The sequence below is a fragment of the Parashewanella tropica genome, assembly GCF_004358445.1.
Taxonomy (GTDB): Bacteria; Pseudomonadota; Gammaproteobacteria; order Enterobacterales; family Shewanellaceae; genus Parashewanella; species Parashewanella tropica.
This window is the reverse complement of the sequence record NZ_CP037951.1, coordinates 2,947,160-2,972,471: the sequence shown is the minus strand read 5'-3', so window position 1 is coordinate 2,972,471 and position 25,312 is coordinate 2,947,160. Positions and strand designations below refer to the sequence as shown.

At 39.6% G+C, this 25,312-nt stretch carries 18 protein-coding genes; 7 read left to right on the top strand and 11 right to left on the bottom strand.

The features are described 5' to 3' along the window. Positions 1 to 5: 5 nt before the first annotated feature. From E2H97_RS13000 to E2H97_RS12975, 6 genes are read right to left on the bottom strand one after another with little or no spacing between them, the layout of a single operon-like run. Entirely contained in the window at positions 6 to 1,649 is a 1,644-nt protein-coding gene (locus E2H97_RS13000) for a BatD family protein (protein ID WP_133407531.1), read from the bottom strand. After that, positions 1,643 to 3,529: a VWA domain-containing protein gene (locus tag E2H97_RS12995; RefSeq protein WP_133407530.1), complete on the bottom strand. Its 1,887-nt coding sequence runs from the start codon at positions 3,527 to 3,529 to the stop codon at positions 1,643 to 1,645. Before E2H97_RS12995 ends, E2H97_RS13000 begins: the two co-directional genes overlap by 7 nt. Further along, the gene (locus E2H97_RS12990; protein ID WP_133407529.1) at positions 3,526 to 4,521 is read right to left on the bottom strand and encodes a vWA domain-containing protein; all 996 of its coding nucleotides are present in this window, start codon (positions 4,519 to 4,521) and stop codon (positions 3,526 to 3,528) included. Before E2H97_RS12990 ends, E2H97_RS12995 begins: the two co-directional genes overlap by 4 nt. Beyond that, positions 4,515 to 4,997: a DUF4381 domain-containing protein gene (locus E2H97_RS12985; RefSeq protein WP_133407528.1), complete on the bottom strand. Its 483-nt coding sequence runs from the start codon at positions 4,995 to 4,997 to the stop codon at positions 4,515 to 4,517. The genes E2H97_RS12990 and E2H97_RS12985 overlap by 7 nt, the downstream gene beginning before the upstream one ends. After that, entirely contained in the window at positions 4,994 to 5,929 is a 936-nt protein-coding gene (locus E2H97_RS12980) for a DUF58 domain-containing protein (RefSeq protein ID WP_133407527.1), read from the bottom strand. Before E2H97_RS12980 ends, E2H97_RS12985 begins: the two co-directional genes overlap by 4 nt. Positions 5,930 to 5,959: 30 nt before the next feature. Continuing rightward, complete coding sequence (locus tag E2H97_RS12975) at positions 5,960 to 6,916, bottom strand: AAA family ATPase (RefSeq protein WP_133407526.1); 957 nt, start codon at positions 6,914 to 6,916, stop codon at positions 5,960 to 5,962. A 316-nt stretch (positions 6,917 to 7,232) separates the two neighbouring features. Here E2H97_RS12975 and fadI point away from each other — a divergent pair, with 316 nt between their 5' ends. Then, positions 7,233 to 8,543, top strand: a complete 1,311-nt coding sequence (gene fadI, locus E2H97_RS12970; RefSeq protein ID WP_133407525.1) for an acetyl-CoA C-acyltransferase FadI — start codon at positions 7,233 to 7,235, stop codon at positions 8,541 to 8,543. A gap of 6 nt (positions 8,544 to 8,549) precedes the next feature. Next, the gene (gene fadJ / locus E2H97_RS12965; RefSeq protein WP_133407524.1) at positions 8,550 to 10,670 is read left to right on the top strand and encodes a fatty acid oxidation complex subunit alpha FadJ; all 2,121 of its coding nucleotides are present in this window, start codon (positions 8,550 to 8,552) and stop codon (positions 10,668 to 10,670) included. 586 nt (positions 10,671 to 11,256) lie between these two features. Here fadJ and E2H97_RS12960 read toward each other — a convergent pair. The 3 genes from E2H97_RS12960 to E2H97_RS12950 form a co-directional block, all read right to left on the bottom strand. Further along, positions 11,257 to 11,556: a hypothetical protein gene (locus E2H97_RS12960; RefSeq protein ID WP_133407523.1), complete on the bottom strand. Its 300-nt coding sequence runs from the start codon at positions 11,554 to 11,556 to the stop codon at positions 11,257 to 11,259. A gap of 116 nt (positions 11,557 to 11,672) precedes the next feature. Then, entirely contained in the window at positions 11,673 to 15,962 is a 4,290-nt protein-coding gene (locus E2H97_RS12955; RefSeq protein WP_133407522.1) for an EAL domain-containing protein, read from the bottom strand. A gap of 210 nt (positions 15,963 to 16,172) precedes the next feature. Continuing rightward, positions 16,173 to 18,965, bottom strand: a complete 2,793-nt coding sequence (locus E2H97_RS12950; RefSeq protein ID WP_133407521.1) for an insulinase family protein — start codon at positions 18,963 to 18,965, stop codon at positions 16,173 to 16,175. Positions 18,966 to 19,303: 338 nt separating this feature from the next. Between E2H97_RS12950 and sixA the strand changes: the two genes are divergently transcribed. Further along, positions 19,304 to 19,768: a phosphohistidine phosphatase SixA gene (gene sixA / locus E2H97_RS12945; protein ID WP_133407520.1), complete on the top strand. Its 465-nt coding sequence runs from the start codon at positions 19,304 to 19,306 to the stop codon at positions 19,766 to 19,768. Positions 19,769 to 19,774: 6 nt separating this feature from the next. On the opposite strand, the gene smrB is transcribed toward sixA, so the two are convergent. After that, the gene (smrB, locus tag E2H97_RS12940; protein ID WP_133407519.1) at positions 19,775 to 20,287 is read right to left on the bottom strand and encodes an endonuclease SmrB; all 513 of its coding nucleotides are present in this window, start codon (positions 20,285 to 20,287) and stop codon (positions 19,775 to 19,777) included. A 147-nt stretch (positions 20,288 to 20,434) separates the two neighbouring features. Here smrB and prmB point away from each other — a divergent pair, with 147 nt between their 5' ends. From prmB to E2H97_RS12920, 4 genes are all read left to right on the top strand, one after another. Then, complete coding sequence (gene prmB / locus E2H97_RS12935) at positions 20,435 to 21,382, top strand: 50S ribosomal protein L3 N(5)-glutamine methyltransferase (protein ID WP_133407518.1); 948 nt, start codon at positions 20,435 to 20,437, stop codon at positions 21,380 to 21,382. Continuing rightward, a complete protein-coding gene (gene aroC, locus E2H97_RS12930) occupies positions 21,383 to 22,477 on the top strand; it encodes a chorismate synthase (protein ID WP_133407517.1) in 1,095 nt (364 codons plus the stop codon). 137 nt (positions 22,478 to 22,614) lie between these two features. Beyond that, entirely contained in the window at positions 22,615 to 23,745 is a 1,131-nt protein-coding gene (locus E2H97_RS12925) for an ATP-NAD kinase family protein (protein WP_133407516.1), read from the top strand. Next, positions 23,745 to 24,017, top strand: a complete 273-nt coding sequence (locus tag E2H97_RS12920; protein WP_133407515.1) for a YfcL family protein — start codon at positions 23,745 to 23,747, stop codon at positions 24,015 to 24,017. Before E2H97_RS12925 ends, E2H97_RS12920 begins: the two co-directional genes overlap by 1 nt. Here E2H97_RS12920 and E2H97_RS12915 read toward each other — a convergent pair. Beyond that, a complete protein-coding gene (locus E2H97_RS12915) occupies positions 24,012 to 25,121 on the bottom strand; it encodes a hypothetical protein (protein WP_133407514.1) in 1,110 nt (369 codons plus the stop codon). The two genes, E2H97_RS12920 and E2H97_RS12915, sit on opposite strands and share 6 nt — an antisense overlap. Positions 25,122 to 25,312 lie beyond the last annotated feature (191 nt).

Below are 25,312 nucleotides of genomic sequence, written 5' to 3'. Positions count from 1 at the left end.
TGTAATTAAGGATTTAATGGCGTTAACTGGTTGTCATTCTTATTCGAATTCGACACGTTTAAAGACTCAATTGCATCCCTTAGAGTTTTTGCCGTTAGTTGGCACTGACCTTTACCGTATTGAGCTGATTGTAATTGCTCTATTACTTGTTGAAGCTGTTTTGAAGCTTGAGAGACTTGCGACAAGTTCAAAGCCGTTCCTTGGTGTTGACTGACGTACTGCTGGATCAGAGTGAGCACTTTACCATACTCTTTGCTTGCTAAAGCTTGTTCTAGCTGATTTATGGAGATATCAGACCAGCGAGTAGATACTCTAGTATTTGTCGCGACTTGTTCAACCGGTTTGCGACTTTGACGCCACCACATAAAGGTAGAAAAGAACCAAAGCACAGCAAAAGCAAGAGTGGCCCAAGGCCAGTAGCCAGCAGATACCGATTGTGTCGTTGGTGTTCCTGCTATAGGAGGCGTAACAACAGCAGGAGCGTCAGTGATTGCCGGTACTGAGCCAACAACTTTTATAGTTCTAGCTGGTAACATTGCAAACTCTTGCTTGCGTTTTACTGGGTTCCACCATGGAACTCTAACTTCAGGTAAAGTAAAAGTTCCGGGTTTGGTTGGAACGATTGCAATAGTTTGGCTTACCTCTGCCACCATAGAATTGCCTCGTACATAAGTTTTACGTACGGGTTTTTCTGGGTAATTTTTTAGCTCATTAGGGTAATTTAAACTGAAATCTGGAACACTGGTATCGTCAGTATTTGACGCTAAGATTTTGATGGTTCGAGTGATAGGCGAACCAACGTCAAATTCTGACTTATTCTCTGGCCACGTGTCTTTCAGCACAACCAAATCAGAAACTAACCAGTTGCCATGATAATCAGCTGGTTTAGGCAAAATTTGAATGGTTTGTGGTTTTGCATTTAAGAGAACAGGGCGGCTTTCATTAAATCCAAATAAGCCTCGGCTAGGTTGAGTATTGGTTAATACATCACCGTTAAAGCCAGCGCCAGTAATTTCTAGCTTACCTGCTTTATCTGGAATGATGCCATAGGTTCTCTCAATTACTCTAAAACGACGTCCATTGACAATTTCTGTATCATCTTTGTCGTTACCAATTTGCTTAACTTGCGCGTCATTTATGTTTGGAGCATTCAGTGCGCCACGTTGAAGATCAACGGCAAGATAAAGTTTCATGGTATACAGCAATAATTGACCCACATACCCTTGTTGATGATTTAGTGAGGTAGTGATGTAAACGTCTTTATTTTTTTGTTGGGCATTTTTATCGGTTACCACTTGTAGAGCGATTTCATTCGACTTTACATTGTCGATTTCAAAGCTTGGAATTCTTACAATGCCTTTGTGCTTAGGGGCCAATAAAATCTGCCAGCGGGTTTCACGCTTAGCATCAAAGTTGATGATTTGAGTACTGCGACTCACGCTAGTTCGACCGACAATAAAGTCCTTAAGTAGGGCAGAGGTATTGAGAGTATTACCGTCGAGTTCATCATCAGCAGTGATATTTAAAATAAAGTATTCGCCTTCAACGACAGGGTTTCTATCTACTGACGATTCTATCTTGGTAACCGCCAATGCTGAAAATGACGTACTGAGCAATAGAAAAAATAATGTTAAGAGTCGTTTTACCACTGTTCTTGTCCTTCTACTGTTCTACCTTGTTGGCGACGTTTTTGATACTCAAGCTGCATTTTATTTCTGATCAACAGTTGAGGATCATCAGGTAAAGCATTTAATACTCGTTGCATACTTGCAGGTAATTCCTGTTTAGGTTCACCTTGTTTTTGCTCTGCCGTTGCAGCCTGTTGTTGATCTGATTTTTGCTCATCAGGTTTTTCTTTTTCAGACTGAGTTTGGTCCTGTTTCTTTTCAGACTGCTTCTGCTGAGATTGCTTTTGTTCTTGGTCGTCCTGAGATGTTTGTTGGTTTTGTTGCTGTGGTTTATTGTTTTGGTTATCTTCTGACTGTGATTGACCAGATTTTTGATCTTTTTGCTCAGCGTTTTGATTCTGCTTGTTTTGCTGCTGTTGATTTTGCTTTTGTTGTGACTTTTGTTCGTCACTGTTTTTCTGATTTTGTTGATCACTTTGTTGTTGCTGATCTTTTTTATCTTGGTTTTGCTGTTTGTTGTCACCGCTACTGTTTTGTTTATTTTGCTGCTGTTGCTTCTGAAGTTTTTTGGCTAACTCCAAATTATCTTTAGCGTCAGCCATCGAAGGATTTTGCTTCAAAGCTTGTTGGTAGCGTTTTTCTGCTTCGGCATAATTACCCATTTGCATTAAAGTATTGCCTTGGTTGTAAAGTCCCGTTGCCGAATTGTCTTGCTCAAAACCTTTTAATGCTTGCTTAAAATCACCTGATTTATATTGGGCGCTATGCTGCCATTGAGGTTGGTTAAACTGTTTGGCAGCTTGTTTGTAATTTTGCTCGTTATACGCTTCTTGCGCTTGTTGGTTTTGTGTTTTCCAGAGGGAATCCCAATCAAGGGCATGGGCTTGTTGCGGCATCAAAAGGTAAGAGCACAATACAAGAGAGAACAACGTCGCGCCGTTTCTAAATAACATAAGTACAAAAGGTAAAAGTAATAAAGCGATATAAGGGCCTAAGTCTTGCCATGTTTCACCTTCAAGGTCGGTCAATTTAGCTTGTTTTTTAACACTCAACCATGAAGTTATCTGTTCAATATCATTATTATCAGCTCGCTGGCGGATAGTGATTCCTTGACCTGCTTGAGCCAATTCTTCAAGTAAATCATAACGAGTTTTAGCAACGACAATTTGATCGGCATTGTCTCTGAGTAATTGACCATCAGGAAGCTTAATAGGTGCACCTTGCTGACTTCCGAAAGCCAGAATAATTAAGCGGAAATTTTGGTCATTAAGCTGAGCTTTGGCTTGTTGAAGTTGTTTTTCATTAATGCCGTCTGTGAAGACAATAATATCACCACTAACGTGTCCACCTTGAGTGAGCAGTTGCTTAGCCTTCTCAATACCTGCTGCAAGGTTTGAACCAGCTACAGGCATAATGTCAGGCGATAACGTTGGTAAAAAGTTGAGTAGCGTGCCTTTATCTCGGGTTAACGGGCTAATAGTGAAAGCATCGCCTGCGTATGCGATTAAACCCGTTTCTCCTTCTTTAAGAGCTTTTATTAAATCTATGGCTTTGTAACGTTCTTGAGCCAATCTATTTGGTGGTAAATCTGTGGCATACATGGATAACGACATATCCATCAACAATACTCTGCCTTGTGTACTGGCAAAAACGGGTAAGTTTTCTTTGGTTACAGCTGGGCCAGATAAGGCGAGAACCAAAATCAGCCAAAAACTGCTGAGTAAGAATACTGAGTTTTTATTATTTTGTACGCCAGAATCAATCAGCAAGTTGGCAAGATGAGGTGAAATATAACGATTCCAAACCGTATTTCCGCCTTGTTGACGCCAAAGAAACACTAAAACCACTGCGAGTGGAATGAGGGCAAACAACCATTCAGGACGAATAAAATGTAAGGTCATTTTTGTTCTCCTGATTTGGATTTTCGTAAATTTTGTAATACAGGTAATCGGCTTAGACACATGAGCACGTGCAGTAATAACAATATGGCGAGTGGGTAATAAAACAGCTCTGAACGTGGACGATACGTTTGTTGATCTCTTGCGATAGGTTCTAGCTTGTCTATCTCATGGTAAATCTTTTCTAATTCTTCAGTGTTTCGAGCGCGGAAAAACTTGCCATGGGTTGTATTTGAAATGGCTTTAAGTGCATTGATATCAAGATCCATAGACGGGTTGACTCGTTGGCGACCAAAGAGTGTTCTTTGCTCTAGCACATCCGCACCTACGCCAATGGTATAAATTGTAATGCCTCGTTTTGCGGCAATTTCAGCGGCTTGTTGTGGGTCTAATACGCCAGCATTGTTTGAGCCATCAGTCAGTAAGATCAAAATTCGGTTACTGTTTTTTACTTTATCAAAGCGTTTAACCGCTAAACCAATCGCTTCACCTATGGCGGTTTGTTTACCCACTAATCCAATTTGTGCTTCTTTTAGAAACTGGCTGACTGAGCGTCTATCAAGCGTTAAAGGTGCTTGTAAATAGGCGTGATCGGCAAACAAAATTAAACCAATTCGATCCCCTTTACGACGTTGAATAAAGTCACTAACAACATGGCGGATCATGGTAAAGCGATCAACGGTTTGATTATCTAGTACCATGTCTTCGATTTGCATACTGCCTGATAAATCGACTGCTACCATTAAGTCACGACCTTTACTTGGAAGCTCAATGGGTTCGCCTAACCATTGTGGGCGACAAATGGCAGCTAAAAATAACAACCATAAAAGCCAGTAGCCGTATTTTGACGGTGAAGCTTTTTGTTGCTGAACACCAGAGATGCTACCTGTTGCTGGCAGTTTTAGGTGTCCACCTTGTTGTTTTTGTTTAATGCGTTTGAAAATGAGTGGCAGTGGCAATAATAGCCAAATCCAAGGCCAAATAATGGTTAACATTTTGCCTCCTGTTTTAGAGGCAAGCTTTGTTTAAGCCAAGTCATGGCTAATGACTGCAACTGTTTCTTTTCTGAGTCGGATAGAGGCGTTGCTTGATAGCGTCTATCTAACAGTTCGGCAATTTCACCTTGTTGGTTTTTAGGCATGGTTTTATCAAGCCATTGATACCAATTTTTTCCGTCAATAGAGGCGATGTCTTCTCGGCTTCTATAACTTAGTGCGGCACGTTTTAAGACGGCATTAACTTGCACAGCATAGGTTTCATCGCTTTGCGATATGCTGTTTAATTCAGCTAAAGCGGCAATTTTGACTTGCTGATTTTTTTTATATCGTTTGATAAGCAAGTAAGTCATTACTATCAGCATTAATACGACAACAATAACAACCCAATATCCAATAGCCAGCGGCCAAATTCCGATGGCTTCAGGCGTATGTATATCTTTTAACTGAGCAAGTGCTGGATTTTGGGCATTCATTGGCGTAAATGCTCCAGTTGTTCACTGAGCTTTTTACCTGCATCAATGATATTCGGGTATACATGGATTTGCTGCATAATCGAGAGAAACTGTTGTCTTTTTTGTTGTTCGCTACTTAACCACTCTTGGTAGGAGTGACGTGTTAATACGGTTTTATGTTTACCTTGCTTGATAGGCAGTGAAAATTGTTTGGGAAGTGGTAGCTCGCCCGTTCTTAAAGGGTCAGTGACTAAAAAAGCTTTTACTTCACAATGACGTTTTAACTCAGTAAGTGGTGCAACACATTCTGGGGTAAAGTTTTGTCCGTCTGAAACAATCCATACTAATGAACCGGGTTTAGCTAATCGTTTTAAGCGCATGCAAGCATTGAAAACATGATCGGGCTGATAATCTTCATCGTCAATGTTATCTAGTTGATGTTGATGAAGTTCATTTAGAGTTGAGATAAGTTGCAAAATCCCATGACGACGACTTTTGGGCTTGAGCTCAACATGTTCTGTTTCTGTTGCCACCAAGGCTCCGAGTCGATCACCATGCTGTATTGCTTGCCAACCAAGAGTAGCGGCAATATGTGCCGTTTGTACTGATTGCAGTAATAATTGAGAACCAAAAAATTGACTATGGCTAAAGTCTACAAACAACAGAATAGGGCGCTCACGCTCTTCGACAAACAGCTTTGTATGGGGCTTGCCTGTTCGAGCCGTGACTCGCCAATCAATACTTCGAACATCATCACCTTGTTGATAATGACGAACTTCGGCAAATTCCATACCTCGACCTTTGATGTTACTGCTTCTATGTCCAGCTAAAGCCGCTCTGGCTCTGTGGTTAACATTAGGCAATGCCTTAGCCAGATTTTGACAAGCTAATAACTCTTTTTCTGTCAGGTTTAAGCCATTGGCAAACAGAGGCAATTGTTGTTCAGTTATCATTGTGTTTATCAATTACAACCTTTATTTGGCTTATGGCACAGCGACTAAGCTGATCACTTTTTGGATAACATCATCAGTGCTTATCCCTTCTGCTTGTGCTTGATAGCTCAACAGAATGCGGTGACGTAACACATTACCTGCTACAGCTTGGATATCCTCAGGTGATACATAATCACGTTCTTGAAGCCAAGCTCTTGCTCTTGCACAACGTTCAAGAGAAATGGTGGCGCGAGGGCTGACACCGTATTCTATCCATTGTGCAAGCTCTTCACTAAACCCTTGTGGCTGGCGAGTCGCCATTACAATGTCGATGATGTATTTCTCAAGCGGTTCAGCTAAATAAATATCTAATGCCGCGTCACGAGCTGCAAAAATATCAGTTTGAGAGATAGGCTCCATTGAAGGCAGCTGATGAGTTTGCGCTTCTTTACGTGATTGACGCAAAATTTCCATTTCTGTTTCAGCACTTGGATAATCAAGGCTCAAATGCATAAGAAAGCGGTCAAGCTGAGCTTCTGGTAATGGGTAAGTCCCTTCATTTTCTAACGGGTTTTGCGTCGCCATCACTAAAAACAGTTCAGGTAGCTTGTAGCTGTTTTTACCAACGGTTACTTGGCCTTCTGCCATAGCTTCCAATAGTGCGGACTGAACCTTTGCTGGTGCACGGTTGATTTCGTCTGCCAAAATCAAATTATGGAATATCGGCCCAGCCTCGAATTCAAAAGCACCAGTTTGAGCACGGTAGATATCAGTACCAGTAAGATCGGCAGGTAATAAATCAGGCGTAAATTGAACTCGGTGGAAGTCACCTTCAATACCGTCACATAAAGCTTTGACCGCACGGGTTTTCGCAAGTCCCGGAGGACCTTCTACTAAAAGGTGTCCATTGGCAACAAGTGCGATTAGTAGGTTTTCCGTGAGTGTCGGCTGACCGAGGATCACGGTATTTAAGTATTGTCGTAATGTTTGAAAACGGCTTAGAGACATGATTTTTCTCAGTAATTTAAATGCTTCGACTACGATTTATGGTGTTTTTTATCATTTTATTTATGGGAAGTTCAAGGGATATTAATTTTTCATAATCAGATAAATCTAAACAAGTGTTTGAATATTGCTTTTAAATAGTTAGAATCAGATCACAGTTCTAAGGTCTGACCTGTTGTCGCCAGACAAGTTCCCAAAAAAATCTTGTTTTGAGGTTGGTGGCAAACCAGACATATATTCAATTGATTTTGTTTATTCAGTTCGATTTATTCTATGGTTATAGCATTTAACGGATTGATATATTTCACAGGGGTAATTTATGGGTGGTAAGCAACAACTCACTAACAGTCGTGGCGAACGTGTTGCGATAGTCAGCGGTTTACGAACACCGTTTGCAAAACAAGCTACGGCTTTGCATGGTATTTCAGCATTAGATCTAGGGAAGATGGTCGTAAACGAGATGCTTTCTCGCTCAGAACTTGATCCTAAATTGATTGACCAATTGGTTTATGGGCAGGTTGTTCAAATGCCTGCTGCGCCAAATATCGCTCGTGAAATAGTTCTAGGCACAGGGATGAATGTTCATACTGATGCTTATAGTGTGACTCGAGCTTGTGCCACCAGTTTTCAATCTACGGCAAATATTGCTGAGTCTATTTTATTAGGCAATGCCGAAATAGGTATTGCTGGTGGTGCTGATTCATCGTCGGTTGTGCCGATTTTAGCGTCAAAGCGTTTAGCCCGTGGCTTGGTGGACTTATCGAAGGCGAGAACACTTGGACAACGCTGGAACATCATTAAGAAATTACGATTAAAAGATTTACTGCCTGTTCCGCCTGCTGTTGCCGAGTATTCGACGAATTTAAGCATGGGGCAAACGGCTGAACAAATGGCAAAGACTCATCAAATCAGTCGTGCCGATCAGGATGAGTTAGCGCATCGCTCTCACACTTTGGCCACTCAAACGTGGGAATCAGGTGTATTGAATGATGAGGTGATGGTGACGCATGTTTCTCCTTATAAGTCATTCCTTGAAAAAGACAATAATATTCGCACTGACTCGAATTTAGCTGGTTATGCCAAACTTCGTCCTGTGTTTGATAGAAAACACGGAACAGTTACAGCGGCAAATTCTACACCTCTAACTGATGGTGCATCAGCTGTGATCTTAATGAGTGAAGGCAAAGCTAAAGCATTAGGTTATGACCCAATCGGTTATATTAAAAGTTATGCGTTCAGTGCCATTGATGTGTGGGAAGACATGTTAATGGGACCTTCATACGCCACGCCTAAAGCGCTAGCGAATGCAGGAATGCAATTAGAAGATTTAGATTTAATCGAAATGCATGAAGCATTTGCGGCACAAGCATTAGCCAACATGAAAATGTTTGCTTCTAAAAAGTTTGCTGAAGAAAAGCTGGGGCAATCTCGCGCCATTGGTGAAATTGATATGAGCAAATTCAATGTACTCGGTGGCTCAATTGCTTATGGTCATCCATTCGCTGCAACAGGTACTCGTTTGATCACTCAAGTATGTAATGAATTAAAACGTCGTGGCGGAGGCACTGGTTTAGCAACCGCTTGTGCAGCTGGTGGTTTAGGCGCTGCAATGATTGTCGAAGTGGAGTAAATCAAGATGGAAAAAACATTTAATTTAGAACGTCGTGATGATGGTATCGCTGTGGTCACTATGGATGTGCCGGGTGAAACCATGAATACCCTCCGCGCTGAGTTTGCTGATGAAATCAGTGAACTGCTAAGTGAAATTAAGCGAGATACCAGTATTAAAGGTTTAGTGCTTATTTCAGGTAAAAAAGACAGCTTTATTGCTGGCGCCGACGTCAAAATGTTGGATGCGTGTAACACACGAGATGACGTTACTGCAATTACTAAAAAAGGTTATGAAGTTTTTGCTGAACTTGAAGGACTTTCGTTTCCTGTTATCGCCGCTATTCACGGTGTTTGTTTAGGTGGCGGTCTAGAACTGGCAATGGCTTGTCATGCCAGAATTTGTTCTGATTCAACCAAGACCATGCTTGGGCTACCTGAAGTCATGCTTGGTTTACTTCCGGGTAGTGGCGGCACTCAAAAATTACCTAAACTTGTCGGCATCACTACCGCCTTAGATATGATGCTGACAGGCAAGCAGTTACGTGCAAAACAAGCTTTAAAAGCGGGTTTAGTAAATGACATGGTTCCGCAATCGATTCTGCTTGAAGCTGCGATTGAGTTGGCGAAATCAGGAAAGGTCACACCTAAGCCTCGTAAAAAATCCCTTGTTAATCGCTTTTTAGAAGATACGTCTATTGGTCGCAATATTGTATTTGATCAAGCTGCCAAAAAAGTTCATAAGAAAACTCAAGGTAATTATCCTGCTCCTCCTAAAATTATTGATTGCATTAAAACAGGTGTAACTAAAGGCAGCAAAGCTGGGCTTGAAACTGAAGCTCGACACTTTGCTGATTTAGTCATGACCAAAGAATCTGCGGCGCTTCGTAATATCTTTTTTGCCACCACTGAAATGAAAAAAGAAGCAGGCGAAGCGGAAATTCGAGATTTGAATAAAGCCGTTGTTCTTGGAGGTGGTTTAATGGGCGGCGGTATTGCATCCGTTACTGCGACAAAAGCCAAAATGCCAGTGCGTATAAAAGATATTGCAGAGCAAGGTCTAAGCAATGCTATGGCCTATGCCTATAAGCAGCTCGATAAAAAAGTAAAACGCCGTCATATGACGGCTTCAGCCAGAGACAATACCATGGCCTTGATGACCACAACGACAGAATATCGTGGTGTTAAAGATGCGGATATTGTTGTTGAAGCCGTGTTTGAAGATCTGAACCTTAAACATCAAATGGTGAAAGATATCGAACGTGAATGTAGCGAACATACGATTTTTGCATCTAATACGTCTTCACTGCCGATCGGGCAAATTGCTGAAGCAGCAGAAAGACCAGAAAATGTGATTGGTCTTCATTATTTTTCTCCCGTAGAAAAAATGCCATTGGTGGAAGTTATCGCTCACGAAAAAACATCACAACAAACCATTGATACCACTGTCGCGTTCGCACGTAAGCAAGGTAAAACACCGATTGTGGTTAAAGATGGCGCAGGTTTTTATGTAAATCGTATTCTCGTACTTTACATGCTGGAAGCAGCGCAGGTATTACTTGAAGGTCAGCGTATTGAACATTTAGATAAAGCGCTAGTTAAGTTTGGTTTCCCAGTTGGCCCTATTAATCTTTTGGATGAAGTCGGCATTGATGTTGGCGCAAAAATTTCTCCGATCTTGGAGAAAGAATTAGGCTCACGCTTTAAAGCCCCTGATGTTTACGAAAAATTATTGGCTGATGGTCGCAAAGGTCGTAAGAGTGAAAAGGGTTTCTATTTATATGGCAAGCAAGCCAAGAAAGGGAAAAAGCAGGTTGATGAATCTGTTTACACCTTATTTGGTATTACGCCTAGCCATGCTCATGACCCTCAAAAATTGGTACAACGATGTGTGGTTCAAATGCTCAATGAAGCGGCACGTTGTTTAGAAGAAGGCATTATTGCTTCACCAAGAGATGGTGACATTGGTGCTATCTTCGGTATTGGTTTTCCTCCTTTCCTAGGTGGCCCATTCCGTTATATGGATGAAATGGGTGCTGATAAATTAGTAACACTTCTTAAGGGTTATCAAGCCACTCATGGCGAACGATTTGAACCTTGTGAGCTGTTATTAAAAATGGCAGAAGAAGGAAGTAAGTTTTACGACTGATTTTAACGTCAAGAGACACTCGTCAAAATTGTGACGCAAGCGGCACTTCGTTGCCGCTTTTTTATTGCCTTGCGGAAATTTATTGTTAATTATCAATGGGGTATGAGTGGGAGCTACATAGGCAGTTTATTCAGTCAGTCTTAGAGTTTTCGTCATACTTGCGAAGGCAGGTATCCAGAGCCTTTATTACAGAATATGAAACTCATAATGTCCTAGCATACTTAGGAATAACGCTGTGTCGCTGCTAGCAGTTAGGTGATTTAGTTTAAAGGGTTGTGTTGAATAAAGGGAGCTATAGTGTTGATTGCTTTTGAGTTATTGCTATTTAAAGTTGGCTTTATAGATAGTTTTGTGGGGACGTTTAGATAGGGTAAAGATAAAGCATTAAAAGAGCAGCTACGCTGAGGTATGTTACCTCAGCGAACGCTGATGCTTTCATAATGATCCCGAGTAGGAATTAGTTCCACCAAGCTTTTGCAGAAACAACTTCTAGTTCCTTCAAGCCCTTAGGAAGCTTCACTTTATGAGTTTTCGGCTTTGCCAAACCCATAGAGATAAGGATATTTCTTAGCATGGTAAGCTCCTTTTAGGCAGTTTGAGCGAGTCTGATAGTTGGATCGGCTGCAAGGAGAGCTGGCTTTAATCTGATAGTTGGGTCAGCAGCAAGTAAAGCTGGTTTCAATCTGATAGTCGGGTCGGCTGCCAACTGAGTTGGTTTTAGCCTGATAGTAGGGTCAGCAGCAAACAAAGCAGGTTTCAATCTGATAGTTGGGTCGGCAGCTAACTGCGTTGGTTTTAGCCTAATAGTAGGGTCTGCTGCAATAACTAAGGATGGAGCAAAAGATAGGGATAGTGCAATAGTGATGAAGGTAGTAACTTTTTTCATTTTAGGTTTCTCAGATATTAAGTTTATTGATAAGAATCTAATGCAGATGCTGTGCCAATAAAACTGTCAAAAATACCGTCTGAGAAAGCTTATTATCAAAAGTAAGTGGTAGTTAGTTAAAAAGTGATAATCCGTCTTTTGTTAAGAAACTGTGCATATTCATTTTCTGGTATTGGTTTACTATAGAAGTATCCTTGTATTTCCTCGCAATTTAGTGCACGTAAGGCAATTAATTGGCTTCGATGCTCCACTCCTTCTGCAACTACTGAAATACCCATATTGTGAGCTATAGTGATAATAGAGTCGACCATTTTTAAATCACGATCAGATTTATCGATATCATCGATAAAGGATTTGTCGATTTTAATGGTAGAAATTGGAAAGTCTTTCAAATAGGTCAAAGATGAATAACCAGTGCCAAAGTCATCTAAAGCTAAGTGGATGCCCATATTACGGAGTTTAGTCATGACTTTGATCGCCTGTACTGGATCTTGAATCACAGTGCTTTCAGTAATCTCAATTTCAAGGTGTTTTGAATCAAGTTCAGAATACTTCAGCACTTGCGTAATTCTTCTCTCAAGATCAGGCAAGGCAAATTGTCTAGAAGACAGGTTTACTGCAACTCGACCATTGAATCCATATTTTTCAACCCATTTTTGGGTGGCATTACACGCTTTGCTAAGTACAATTTCGCCAATTTCTACAATAAGCCCTGTTTCTTCAGCAATTGGAATAAATTCTGCTGGAGAGATAAAACCTTCAGTTGGATGAATCAGTCTTACTAAGGCTTCCATTCCCACCATTTTATTGCTGCTTAATGAAATTTTTGGTTGGTAGTACACTTCAAAGTAATTTTTTTCTAATGCTTCTCTAATAAGGTTTTCAACTTCTAGCTGACGAATCGCACCAGCATTTTCAGATTCTTGGTAGAAATTGAAACTGTTACCACCATTCGATTTGGCTGAATACATGGCAATTTCTGCGGATCTTAGTAGATCATGTTCGTTAGTTTCATCATCGGGATAATGAACAATCCCAATACTCGCTCCAACAACAGCTTGGTGAGTTTTTAAAGCTATGGGCTGGACAAAAGTGTCAATGATTCGACTTGCAACTGCGGCAATATGGTTAATATCAGTCAGTTTTTCGATAACAATGGCAAACTCATCACCTCCGAGACGATAAAGAGTGGCATCGCCATCTAAAGCTTCGGTCATTCGAAGCGATACTTGCACCAGCAATTCATCACCGAAGGCATGACCTAATGAATCATTGATTTTCTTAAAGTTATCAATATCCAAAACTAGTAATGAATGACGGGCTTTACGTGTAACAAGGCTTGTTAATGTTAGTTGTAGACTATCGCGGTTAGGCAACCCTGTTAGGTTGTCAGTAGATGCCATTTGACGCATTTCTTGTTCTTGCGCTTTTTTAATGGTCACATCAGAGAAAATGGCAACAAAATGACTGGTGTTTCCCCTATGATCATAAATGGTATCAATGCTGACATCCATTTTATAGATGCTACCATCATCACGAATTGCATCTACCTCACTGGTCCAGCGTCCATAGTTAGTTAGCATGTGCTTAACTTGTTGAGTAAAGCTATCAGGGTATTGAGTAAACTTAAGTTTTCTGCCTATGATGTTTTCATTTGAGCAACGCATTATTTTACTACAAGCTGAATTGACCTCGATAAACTGAAAGTCAGCATCAAGAATAAACATACCCTCAGAAATATTTTCAATAGCCGTACCAAACAGTTTTAATTGCTCCTCGTTCCGCTTAAAATCATTAATGTTTTTTATGGTTCCTGTCATACGAACAGGTGAACCATCATCTTCACGCTCAACGACTCTTGCACGGTCTAAAATCCAAATCCAATTACCTTTAATATCTTTGACCCTATAAGGAACTTCAAAAATATCAGTACCAGCGTTTAAATGCTCGCTCAGCATGTCGTTAACATGCTTTCTATCCATAGGATGGATATTGTGACCTTGAGCTTCACCCTCTGCACGCTGGCCTATTTCAGGAAAGTTCAAGCTTTGCCATACATTTGAGCGGAAAATTTTACCTGAGCGTATATCCCAGTCCCACATTTCATCACCACTGCCCCATAGAGAAAGCATTAAACGTTCTTCACTAAGAGCTATTTGCTTTTGTATTTCTCGGCGTCTTTGAAATAGTTTCAAAAATAAAATCAATAGGATGAGTACAAAAATAAAATACCCCATTTTGGCTTTTGTACTAAGCCACCAAGGTGGGGTAATGATAATTTTTATTGAATTAATATCTCCACGCTCTTTAGTCAATGAATCAAAAGCAACTACTTGAAATAAATATTCACCTGGAGGGATATTAGTATAAGTCGCAGAGTTATGACCATTTGCTATTATCCATTTGCTATCGATTCCTTTCATCATATATTCAAATCGACCTTCGTTGTCATTTGAAGTGAACCTTAGAGTGAAAGGATAATCCAAATAATTAAAAGTAATTGTTTTTGTATTGTATGATGAACCGCTAAAGTGTTTATTTTTCCCTTCAACTCTTTTGTTAAAAACGGATATAGATGATATTGCCGCCTTGGGTTTTATTTTTTTATTAATGTGATTATTTATTTTTTTTAAATTGAACTGCGATACTCCTTCTATGCCAGATATCAGAAAGTTATCATCGCTTGTTTTTAGTATTGGAGATTTGTTGTATTCAGTTTGACCTCCGGAATTGACACCAAAAGTCATCAGTCTTTTATTTTTAAATAAAAGCACGTTGTTGTAGTTGGTTGCTAATATTATTTTGTTATCACAATATAGGGCATTTAACTTCCCTTCGGTTGGAATGATTTTTTGTGTTTTTTTAGTGGCGTGAGAATAAGAAAACAAAAAATTATCTGAGCTGAAATAAATGTTTTTTTTATTTGAACAAATTTGGTTTACAACTCCAGGATGTATTGTTTTTAAATTGTTTTTTATTTTTAAAAACAGTCCTGATTCAGTTGCTATATATATAGAGTTACTGTGTTCTTCAATATCGAAAATTGGTCTATTCTTTATTATTTGGCGACTTTTAATTTGAAGTGACTTATCAAGGGTGTACAAAAATCCATCGCTTGTTCCGATAAGAAGAGTGTTTTTATTAGATGTTAATGATGTGACTTTTTTAGATAGAACCTGTGTTGAATTTCCATCAATAATGTAATGTAATCCATGTTTAGAACCTATAAATAATCTATTTTTGAATAAACTTAAATATTTATAACCTTCAATATTGGAATTTATACTAGATTTGTTAGATAGATCATTGTTTACCTTTTCAATATCGCTGTCATTACTTGAAAAATAAATATTATGATCACTTTTTGCTAAGCCCCAAATTGAATCAAAAGCTAAGTTCGTTTTGTTTATTAAATTATTTTTGATAGATATGGATTTGTATCCATCATCAATTGTTCCAATTTGAAAACTTTGTTTTTTTACTTTGAATAAAATAATTGATGAGTTTGTTTTTTTGAAATGCCCAATGTTCTTTTTTTCTGATAAATTATGGATACTTCTTTGGTTGACTCCATATAAATGCTGATCTTTAGCTAATTTGATGTAGGTGTTGCTAGATATTTTTGATTTCTTTTTGTTTTCAATTTTAAAAACTCCTTCTTTAGTCGCAAAGAATAAGGCGTTGTTTAGTTTTGAAATGTCATTTACATTCTCGTCTATAAACGTTTTTTTGTCATTGATTATCGAGTATAAATTATTTGAGTATGTTAAAATATAAAGGTTATCGTTGAACTCGAAAGACTTTCGTATTCCTATCGATTCTTTAGAGTTAAATATAGATAAGAGTTTTTTTGTGTTTTTATTTAATTTGTAGACATAGTTGTCTGTTGTTATTAGTAGGTTGTTCTTATCTCCAGTTATAGACCATATTGGCTCACGACTCTTCTTTAATTTTATCTCACTAAATTTATTTTTTCTTGCCATATATTGAAATAGGCCTGAGTTTGTACCAACCCACAAAGTGCCATCATCATCTACAAACAAACTGCGAATAAACGAGCTTGGTAGCCCACTTTCGCCAGCGTAATAATGAGTAAACTCTGTCCCGTCAAAACGGTTTAGACCATTAACTGTACCTACCCACAAAAAGCCGTCTTTATCTTCAACGATAGAAGTCACCGTACTCTGCGACAATCCCTCGGCAACACCATAAGTTTCAGTGTTAAGAATGATATGAGATTCGGGGATCTCTATGAGATCAGATTCATCATCAGAAACTGATTCGTCTGTTTTTTGTTCAGCTGTTGATGTTGGTTGTGTTGGGGAGGCTTCTACGACGTTGTCCGAAGCATAAATGGTCCCTGAAAGGATGAGTAACAACAAGGCACAAATGTGTCTGAAATGCATGATTATCTTTTGTTTATTTATTGTTTTTGTGGATTAACAAACACCGTAAAAAAACAACACTTTTTCAGATTATGTTCCATTTGTCAAAGCTATTGTCATTAATACATCAAAATTGATACAAGCTAGATGTTTTCTGTCAAAAAATTATCCGTTAACGAAATTCTGACAGTGTTTTTATGATGTAAATAAACAGGTTAATGGAACAAAATACTATAAAGTAAACCGTACTGAGTTCTGTTTAAATGTGTCTAAATCTTTAGGAATGAGTTCAGATGCCATGATTTCATATTCTTGATGTTCTGCACCGCAGCTATATAACACAACTCTGTCTTTTGAATTTGTTTTCATCTTGTCGATTAAAAAGCGAATCAGCTCAGCTCTGGTCAGTTGCGATATTTCATTCACAACCTGTTCGCGTTGATTAAACTCATAGTCCTTATTGCCAATGCTGGTCCAATAGCGCTGGCTTCGGGTTTTGAGATTTGGGTCATGTTCCATCAATTGGCTGATTAATCCATCTTTTGTTTGTCGCCACTGTGCATCTGTCAGTTGCATGACTGTGTATGAAAAGTCACTTATGAAGTTATCAATTTCATCTAATAAAATTTGGGGACCACTATTAGGGGATTGAATGTAAAAAATCATTCCCGGATGGCGGTTAAGTGGAAGGTAGTTAGTACCTACCATATAGCCGAGTTGTTTTTGAGTTCTTAATTCATGAAAAAACGACGAAGACATTGTGTGGTTTAAAAGGCTAAATAGTGCCATGTTTTCAATGCTGGTATGCTCTGATTGAAAGTAGACTAAAATGGCACTGTCTTGATGCTCGGTATCAATTTTACTTACTAAAGTGCCTTGTCCCTTCAAGTTAACAAGTTCTCTTTCAGTTTCAGGGCTTGGCGCAGACACAAGATCTAAAACTTCGCTTAAGTGTTCACTAATATCTTTGGCTTCTTCTTGTAAATAATCACCGTATAAGAAACCTTCTAAATATGTGGCTTGATAGAATCGTTCCACGTGCTGATGAAGCAGCTCTAGATTCGCATGTTCAATGATTTCTGCTAGTTTTATTGGTTCATAACTCCTTAACTGAACGGTTGACGTTAAGGCTGAAAATAGTTGAGAAATAGGGCGAGTGTTACTGATGTTTCGCCAATTTCTAATCAGTTGTTTGGTAACACGCTGAAATCTTGTTTGACAAAAATTACGCTCTCGAGCTTTTTCTATGATTAATTTAAGCAAGTCTAGTTGTTTGATGGTAAAGCCGCTGATATGAAGTGTAAGTCCGGCTTGGTGTGGATAGATATGATAATGGATACCTGCAACTTCAGCATCGTAAGTAAATTCGGTAAGGTAATCCAATACCATTTCTATGTATAAGCGAGTATAAGCCGCATGCGTTAACGTGTCGCAAGCGTATAAAGAGTCGATGGCTAAATAGATATGTCCTTTGGGTACATTAAATTGCTGGTCTTTTTGATACCAAAGCCTAAACCCTTTTCCATCTTTTAAAATCGTTGGGGTGGTGTGTGGGTAATCGGTAAGCCTAGGCCGAGCTTTTTCAATGATAAATGGATTGGGCGCAGGAAGGGTTAATTCAGCCCTTACATGCGGACTTTTGCATCTTTGTATTAGCCATTGGTTAATATCATCAACTCGATATTCGGCTTTGTACCATTTACTGCAAATTTGAGCTTCAACTTCAGGTGCAATAACTTGTAAACGCATATTTTCGGGCTTTAATTGAGCCAACAAGGTATTGGTTTCTGATTCAAATAAACCATTCATACGATAATCACCATAAATCACATCTTCAACAGGGTAGTGTTGTAAGTTGATGCTTAGGTGACTAACCAGCTCGATAGCTTTAACGGGTTCTTGGTAATCAAAGGCTTGTTGAAGTAAGTTTGCCCTTTCTTGATAACGCCAATCCTCAATACCTTCTTGTTTGATTAGCTCCAAATATTCGAAGGTGGCAATCGTAATTTCATCAATATGCTCTAGCCCTTCTGCGGTAAGCTGGAACAGAATGGAAAAATCTTTGAAGTTATAACCTGAGGCTCCTCCGCCTGATGAGAGGTTGTTTACCCAACCTTTCGACTTTAAATATGAAAGCAAACTGCCCTTGGTTTCGTTGCCCAATAAATGGCTGATAAAAGTAAGCGGCTTTCTTGGGTAATGCTTTTCAATATTGGGTAATAAAAAACTAATGGTTAATCGACGTTGGCTTTTTACTGGAACAATACTGATCCTTTTTTGTAATTGTTGCTGGTCATATAGAGGCACTTTAGGATAGCTTTTATGCACAAATTGATTTTTAATATCAGAGAAGAATTTGTGGGCAAGTGCTTCAAGCTCATCTAAAGCGTTAGGTGCAATCAAACACAACGTCATAATGTTGGCGCTGTATTTACTGTGATAAAACGCTAAAAGCTCTTGCCTTAATTCGTTCTCGTCCCCGCCTAATGTAACCAAATTACCAACAGAAAACTGTGTAAATGGATGCTTGGGATTACAGGTTTCTTTTTCTATTTCGTAAACGCGTCTAACGTCGTCTTTTAGTTTCAAACTGAATTCGGACTCTATGGCGTTTCGTTCACGCTCCACATATTCAGGATCAAACAGTGGGGAGATAAAAAATTGACTAAAGCGATCAAGCAATCCTGCGAAATGTTCAGGTGCGATTGAAGACAAAAAGTTGGTGTGTTCGCTTCCTGTCCACGCGTTATTACTACCACCATATTGATTCACGAACTCATTAAATTCGCCGCACTTGGGATATTTTTCAGTACCTAGAAATAACATGTGCTCGAGAAAATGAGCCATGCCTTCACGATCTTCAGGGTCGTCGAAATGACCAACATTAACAGCCATAGATACTGCTGATTGGTTGGTTTTTTCATCTTGTATCAAAAGCACCTTGAGTTCATTTGCCAGTGTAATAAATCGGTACTGACGATGATCATTGGGACTGGTGATGATTGAACATGATTCAGTGGTCAATGATTGTTCCTGTAAGTGTGAGAGCGCAAAAGAGTCCAACCACAATATATAGTGGTTGCAGTTTGCTTATTTCGCAAATTATGGCGGAAATATTTTTGATACAAGGTATCAGTGGTTTTGAAATGGCGAACGCAAATTATAATCGCCAAACTTTTAAATTTACTGTGACATAGTTCGGATTTCAGTCAAATGACCGACATAAGAATCAATTTGTTTCATTATTAATTTATTCCACTTTTGCCATTAGGCATTTTGAAGTTACAATTGAGTTAACAACCATAAAACAAAGTGGTGGATACCAATGATAGGTGTTATGCCATTTTGATGATGAGACATTTATGCAATTTTTTTTGATGCGTCACGGTGAAGCGAGTTTTAATGCGAGAACCGATGAAGAGCGTGTCTTAACGCCAAATGGGAAAACTCAGGTTTCTCAAATTGGCCAGTGGCTTAATGAGCAAGTTGAACAGTTTGATTTGATTTTAGTTAGCCCGTATATGAGAGCTCAACAAACTTGGGAAGTCGTGCAGAAGTTTTTAGATATCACTCCTAAGATTGAAATACTTAAAGAGTTGACACCTGATGCCGATCCTGAACGATGTGCTTTAGCTGTTGATGCTTATGCTCAGCATTATCAAGCCAAAAACACCTTAGTCATTGCTCATATGCCGTTGCTTGGCTACTTAGTCAGTGAAATGGTTACGGGGATTGAGCCACCTTTATTCTCTACTGCCGGAGTCGCAGTAATAGAAGCGGGTGTTTCTGAATCAAAACTTGTGGCTCAACAGTCTCCGAATTGTTAGTAAAAATTATTCAATATCGATTAACACCAATAAAGCCGCATCGCTTCCCCATTCTTTAGGAGCTTGATGGAAGGCTAACACCTTAGGGTGTTGAGCTAACCACATTGGAATTTGTTGTTTTAAAACACCTGAACCATACCCGTGCATTACACTGCAGCATTCAACTCTTTGTTTCACGCATGCTCGAATCAAGGCGGCAATTTCCAACTTGGCTTCAGTTTGTCTCATTCCATGAAGATCGAGCAATAAATCAGGCACAAAATCGCCACGACGAAGTCTTTTTAATAAGTGGTTATCAACGCCGCTTTGTTTCCAACGCATCGGACCTTCGTGGGGCAGTAAGGGTTGATAGCTGTCCGAAAAATAACTATCAGCGTCAATTTTTTGCTCGCGCTGAATCGTTACTTGTTTTGGCTTCGTCGCTTGTTTGAAGTGACGCTTATCTTGTTTAAGAGGTTTAACCCCTTTCATTAAATCGGCAAAACTATCCATGTCATCTTGATTATCTTTGTTTTTCATTGTTGGAATCTTTGGCTTAGATGGCGATATTTTACTGAATCCTAAGCCAAGTTGACATAGAATATACCCTTGATAATTCATATGCCCTGAAAAACTGCCACTGGAATTATCAAGGGTATTTGCAATTGCACCATCTAGGAGTGTGTTTTGGACAGAATTTATGTAGAAGAAGCGGTGAATGAACTGCAAACCGTAGGTGATATGCTGCGATGGGCGGTAAGCCGTTTTAATGATGCTGATATTTATTATGGGCATGGAACGGATAATGCGTGGGATGAAGCCATTGCCTTAGTATTCCATGCGTTGCATTTACCACATGAAATCGGACAGCAAGTCATTAACACCAATCTACTGACGTCTGAAAAGCACAAAATCGTGGATTTAATCATTCGTCGAGTCAATGAACGTATCCCAGTTCCTTATCTGACCAATAAAGCTTGGTTCTCAAACTTAGAGTTTTATGTAGATGAGCGTGTATTAGTGCCAAGATCGCCGATTGCTGAAATGATTGCCAATCGTTTTGGTCCATGGTTATACAACAAACCTGTAAATCGAGTATTAGATTTATGTACAGGTAGTGCTTGTATTGCAATCGCTTGTGCTTATGAGTTCGAAGAAGCGGAAGTTGATGCATTAGATATCAGTGATGATGCACTTGAAGTGGCGCAAATCAATGTGGAATCTCATCATGTGATTGATCGAGTATTCCCAATGCAATCAGATTTATTTTCTGCCATCCCGAAGGGCCCACAATACGATTTAATTGTGTCGAATCCTCCATATGTGGATGAGGAAGATCTATCTGAAATGCCTAATGAATATCATCATGAGCCTGAAATTGGTTTAGGCTCAGGACGAGATGGGTTGGATCTTACTAAACGAATTTTAGCGAATGCCGCTGACTATCTAACAGAAAGTGGCGTGTTAGTTGTAGAAGTGGGTAACTCAATGGTTCACTTGATGGAGCAGTTCCCAGAAGTGCCATTTACATGGGTGAACTTTGAACACGGCGGTGATGGCGTATTTGTACTAACTCGCGATCAACTTGTTGAGAATGAGTCATTATTTACTATTTATAAGGACGAGCAAGCGTAAATGTCTGGAAATAGCATCGGAAAAAACTTTGTAGTGTCAACCTTTGGTGAAAGCCATGGTGTTGCATTGGGCTGTATCATTGATGGTTGCCCTCCGGGTATCGAGATCAGTGAGCAAGAAATCCAATTGGAGCTTGACCGTCGTCGCCCTGGCACTTCTCGATTTACTACGGCTCGACGTGAACCTGATCAAGTCAAAATTCTTTCTGGCGTATTTGAAGGTAAAACGACAGGTACTTCAATTGGCTTATTGATTGAAAATACCGATCAGCGAAGCCAAGATTATTCAAACATCAAAGATAGCTTCCGTCCGGGGCATGCTGACTACACTTATCATCAAAAGTACGGTTTACGTGACTATCGGGGCGGTGGTCGTTCATCTGCAAGAGAAACCGCTATGCGAGTGGCGGCGGGTGCTATTGCTAAAAAATACCTCAAAGAAAAGTTTGGTGTAGAGATCCACGGTTATTTGTCACAACTCGGTCCAATTCGCGCTGAAACCATTGATGTTGAGCAAATCTCGCAAAATCCATTCTTCTTTCCTGATGCAAGTAAGATAGAACAGCTTGAAGACTATCTTAAAGATCTTAAAAAGCAGGGTGATAGCATTGGCGCCAAAGTGACGGTTGTTGCTAACAATGTTCCAGTGGGATTAGGTGAACCTGTTTTTGATCGTATCGATGCCGATATCGCTCATGCACTTATGAGTATCAATGCTGTAAAAGGCGTTGAGATTGGCGATGGTTTCGATGTGGTTAATCAAAAAGGCTCTGAAGGTCGAGATTTAATGTCTACCAAAGGTTTTCAGTCTAATCATGCTGGTGGAGTGTTAGGCGGTATTTCTTCAGGTCAACCAATACTGGCTAATATTGCTCTAAAACCGACTTCTAGCATTAGTGTTCCCGGTCAAACCATGGATATTAATGGCAAAGATGTTGATATTGTGACTAAAGGCAGACATGACCCTTGTGTTGGTATTAGAGCTGTACCGATTGCGGAAGCGATGCTCGCCATCGTGTTGATGGATCATTGCATGCGTCATCGAGCACAAAATCATGATGTGGTGACTAAGACTCCAGTCTTAGGAATGGAATAAGTTGGGTATATCATAGCGATGAATAGGAGCAATAGTACGAACGACAACAGAAACGCATATCCATGTGCTGACGACCGTACAATTGCTCCTATCGATAAACTGGGTTATTAGCCGTTATTACTGACAATGGAAAGTGTATGAAGTTTCGACTTGGGATGTTTGTTAATCCCTATGCAGGACTCGGTGGCAGTGTTGCCCTTAAAGGAAGCGATGGTGTTGCTGAGCAAGCTTTAGCCCTCGGCGCGGTCCCTAAAGCACACTTACGAATGGCAGAAGCGTTAAAAGTACTGTTGCCACATAAAGACAAAATCCAAATTCTAACCGCTAGCGGTGAAATGGGAGAGTCAGTGGCAAAGGAACTGGGCTTTGACATTGAGCTTATCTATCAAACTTCCCATCTGCCAACTTCATCTGATACTCACCAAGTCGTAGAAACTCTTAATCAAACTGACATTGACTTATTACTGTTTGCAGGTGGAGATGGCACTGCGAGGGATGTGTATTCTGTTGTCGATGATTCAAAGCCTGTACTGGGTGTACCTGCTGGGGTAAAAATCCATTCAGGTGTATATGGTGTAACGCCTAAAGCATCAGGTTTAGTGGTTAAAATGCTGCTTGAAGGTGAACTTGTTAGCTTAATGCATGCTGATGTTATGGATATTGATGAATCCGCATTCAGAGAGGGGCGAGTTAAAGCCAAACGTTATGGCGAAATGTTAGTGCCAGCTGAGCCAAGGTATGTCCAAGCCGTGAAAATGGGTGGCAAAGAGGTTGATGAGTTAGTGTTAGCCGATATTGCTGCCGATGTTATCGAGAACATGGAAGACGAGCTCTTCATTATGGGGTCTGGTTCAACGGTTGCTTTTGTTATGGAAACCTTAGGGGTTGAGAACACCTTGCTTGGAGTTGATCTTATTCAACATGAATCTCTGTTAGCTTCAGATTTAACGGCACAAAAACTGTTAACCCTTACCGAAAACCAAGCGACTAAACTTGTCATCACTCTTATTGGTGGTCAAGGGCATATATTGGGGCGAGGTAATCAGCAACTATGCAGTGAATTGATCCAGCGCATCGGCAAAGAAAATATTATTATTCTTGCCACAAAAACAAAGCTAAAAGCGCTTGAAGGAAGACCGTTAATCGTGGATAGTGGCGACCCTGAATTAGATAAAGAACTCAGTGGCTATTATCCAATCACCACTGGTTACCATGACAGTGTGATGTACCAAGTGGCAGCACCTGATGAATTGGAGAATGAGATTTAATGTTAGAACAATATGAAATGGCTTTAGATAACTGGATTGAACATGTCGTTTCTAACGGTGATGATGACGCCTTATTTGCCAGCGGTTACTTACAAGGTCATATCGCAGTAGTACTTTCTGAGCTAGAAGCAGAAGGCGAGAGCTCATTACCAGCACTGGATTCCAAAATTGAAGGCTGCATGCAACTCGCTCAAGATGAGCTGGAGGAAGGGGATTTACGACTAGTAAAGACCGCGTGGTCCGAATTTAGAATGCACATCGAATCTCTATAGATTTTTACCATTGATACCTTCAAGCGCTAGGCAGGCCTTCCTTGCGCTTTCTTTTACTTCAGATGCTTTCAGAGCCGCAATGGCTTTTATCGCTCTGGTGAGCTGTGAAATTGTATAACAATCTTGATGTAACCTATCTACAAACTCTATTATTTGCCTAGGGATACTTTTATGTGAATGTTCACAGTTTTTTATTTCATGAGAGCTAAGTTTCATTTCGTAGGCAATTTCTACCCAAAATGCATCTAATTGGTACTTCAAAAAAATATTCTTGATGGCACTAATATGAGTTTGTTCGATTTGTACCTGTATTTTTACGATTCGTGTTTGTCTATAAGGTTGAGCCCTTGCGGTTGGCGTTAATTGGGGAAGCTTTACTACTTGCCTGTCAGAACGACTATGCTTCGCTCCTCTTACTGGTAACCCCTGTGAAAATTGAGGTTCGAGTTTTCTTTGCTGGAGCAAGAGTTTGCTTTGTAGTCTCTGGTTTTCTATGACTAATTTTCTCATTTCCTCTTGAGCTTTAGACAGCTTAACTTCAAAACGCCTTTTCTCTTTCTCTAATTTTTTTATTTGTTGAGCTTGTTTTTCAGAATGTAAAATCAGCCTTTTTCTTTCGGCTTGTAAATAGCTAAGTGTCTTTAGCTTTTCTTCTGGATTCGCGACGGAATTTGTATCGTCACGCTTTACATAGAAAAAATGCTTGTCGACTTTTAGTTTCTCTCTCACCTGATTAGCTAATCTTCGATTACTCTTTTCTACAATAGTGAGTAGTTGCTCGATGTGTGAGCCGACAAGGCTTACCCATATAGAAATAACGTGGAAGAACTTTACATTTACTCCGCGCCTGTTGTGCTCAATACGATCTAGGTCTGTTTTTAAGACGCCTAAATCTATACCAATTTCATAATAGTTTGAAGCTACCCCGTCAAATGCTGTCGTTATTAAGTTCGGATCAAGTAACAACGGAAGTTGGATAGCTTTTGGTAACTCTAATGAGTCAGGGACAAAATCATTGGAATGAGAGCTTGAACTGGAAGAAAAAGTATCAGAATATTGAGAATATGGTACAGGTGAAGATGACGTTGAAGCTGAAGCCGACATAATAGCCTCATTCTTGTTAGATTTGCTGCCATTATGCCTTACAAAAAATATAACCTATCTAAAATGATCGAAATAAAGTAAACCTTTAATCAACTATTAATTGATATTTAACCTCAGCTCTGTATAACGAAATCAATAACATTCTAATTAACAATACAAATTCTAATTTTAATGTACAGTGTTGTAGAGGT